The 2,182-nt window shown below is 73.5% G+C and carries 2 protein-coding genes; both read right to left on the bottom strand.

Annotated elements, in window-relative coordinates; all coding sequences use genetic code 11:
- Window positions 1-121: 121 nt before the first annotated feature.
- A complete protein-coding gene (gene purH, locus ACYVE9_RS23970; RefSeq protein ID WP_461029976.1) occupies window positions 122-1,681 on the bottom strand; it encodes a bifunctional phosphoribosylaminoimidazolecarboxamide formyltransferase/IMP cyclohydrolase in 1,560 nt (519 codons plus the stop codon).
- Window positions 1,678-2,182: phosphoribosylglycinamide formyltransferase (gene purN, locus ACYVE9_RS23965; protein ID WP_461029975.1), on the bottom strand; the 505-nt coding region annotated here is incomplete at its 5' end. The genes purH and purN, both read right to left, overlap by 4 nt.

Raw genomic sequence — 2,182 nt, 5'->3', positions numbered from 1 at the left:
CCCCGATGCCACCCGGGGCCGGGCCCACTCCCCCGCGTCACGGCACTCCCGTCCCACGGCGCCTCCCCGAACACGGCCGCCCGTGTGCCGGGCCACCCGGGCCCGGCGGGCAAGCCAACGCTCAGTGGAAGAAGTGCCGGGTGCCGGTCAGGTACATCGTCACGCCGGCCGCCTTCGCCGCCTCGATCACCTGCTCGTCGCGCACCGAACCGCCGGGCTGCACCACGGCCCTGACGCCCGCGGCGGTCAGCACCTCCAGGCCGTCGGGGAACGGGAAGAACGCGTCGGACGCCGCGTAGGAGCCCGCGGCGCGCTCCTCGCCCGCCCGCTGCACGGCCAGCTTGGCGGAGTCCACCCGGTTGACCTGGCCCATGCCCACGCCGACCGTGGCGCCGTCCTTGGCGAGCAGGATGGCGTTGGACTTCACCGCGCGGCACGCACGCCACGCGAAAGCCAGTTGGGCGAGCTCCTCGGCCGGCAGCGCCTCGCCGGCCGCCAGTGTCCAGGCCGCCGGGTCGTCGCCGTCGGCCTGCAAGCGGTCCTTCACCTGGAGCAGGGCGCCACCCTCTACGGGCTTGACCTCCAGCGACCGGGCGGGGGCGTCGGGGCAGCGCAGCACCCGGATGTTCTTCCGGCCGGCGAGCACCTCCACCGCACCGTCCTCGTAGCCGGGGGCGACCACGACCTCGGTGAAGATCTCCGCGACCTGCTCGGCCATCGCGAGCGACACCGGGCGGTTGACCGCGATCACGCCGCCGAAGGCCGACAGCGGGTCGCAGGCGTGGGCCCGGCGGTGGGCCTCGGCGACGTCCGCGCCGACCGCGATGCCGCACGGGTTGGCGTGCTTGATGATGGCGACGCACGGCTCGGCGTGGTCGTACGCGGCACGGCGGGCGGCGTCGGTGTCCGTGTAGTTGTTGAAGGACATCTCCTTGCCGTGCAGCTGCTCGGCCGCCGCGAGACCCCCGGTGCCGTCCGTGTACAGCGCGGCCGGCTGGTGCGGGTTCTCGCCGTAACGCAGCACGTGGGCGCGCTCGTGGGCGGTGCCGAGGAACTCCGGGAAGCCGGAGCCGTCCGCCGCGTAGTCGTCGGCGAACCAGGACGCCACCGCCACGTCGTAGGCGGCGGTGTGCCGGAACGCCTCCGCCGCGAGGCGCTTGCGCTCGGTCAGCTCGAAGCCGCCGTCACCGGCTGCCTTGAGCACGTCGGCGTACCGCTCGGGGTTGACGACGACCGCCACGGACGGGTGGTTCTTCGCCGCCGCCCTGACCATGGACGGGCCGCCGATGTCGATCTGCTCCACGCACTCGTCGGCCGTGGCCCCGGAGGCGACGGTCTCCCGGAACGGGTAGAGGTTCACCACCACCAGCTCGAACGGCTCCACGCCCAGCTCGGTGAGCTGGCTGCGGTGGTCCTCCAGGCGCTGGTCGGCGAGGATCCCGGCGTGCACCTTGGGGTGCAGCGTCTTGACCCGGCCGTCCAGGCACTCCGGGAAGCCGGTCAGCTCCTCGACCCTCGTCACCGGGACCCCGGCGCCGGCGATGCGGGCGGCGGTCGAGCCGGTCGAGACGAGCTGCACCCCGGCCGCGTGCAGCCCCTGTGCCAGCTCCTCCAGCCCGGTCTTGTCGTAGACGCTGACCAGCGCGCGGCGGATCGGCCGCTTCGTACCTTCGGCGGTCATGCCGGAACCCGTACCTTTCGTCCTTCGATGGAATAGCCCTCGCGGGCCAGGCGGCCCACCACGTCGACCAGCAGGCGTCGTTCGACGCCCTTGATGCGCTCGTGCAGGGCGGACTCGTCGTCCTCGGCCAGGACCTCCACCGCCTCCTGGGCGATGATCGGTCCGGTGTCGACTCCGTCGTCGACAAAGTGGACGGTGCACCCGGTCAGCTTCACGCCGTAGGCGAGCGCGTCGCGCACGCCGTGGGCGCCGGGAAAGCTCGGCAGCAGCGCCGGGTGGGTGTTGACAAGCCGGCCGCCGAACCGGGCCAGGAACCGCTTGCCGACGATCTTCATGAACCCCGCCGACACCACCAGGTCGGGCCGGTGTTCGGCGGTGGCCTCGGTCAGTGCCCGGTCCCAGTCGTCGCGGGTGGCGTGGTCGCCGACCCGGCAGACGAAGGTCGGCAGCCCGGCCCGCTCGGCGCGGGCCAGCCCGGTGATGCCGTCGCGGTCGGCGCCG

This window comes from Streptomyces sparsus (assembly GCF_054776295.1).
The sequence above is the reverse complement of the archived record's forward strand: the minus strand, read 5'-3'. Positions and strand labels throughout refer to the sequence as shown.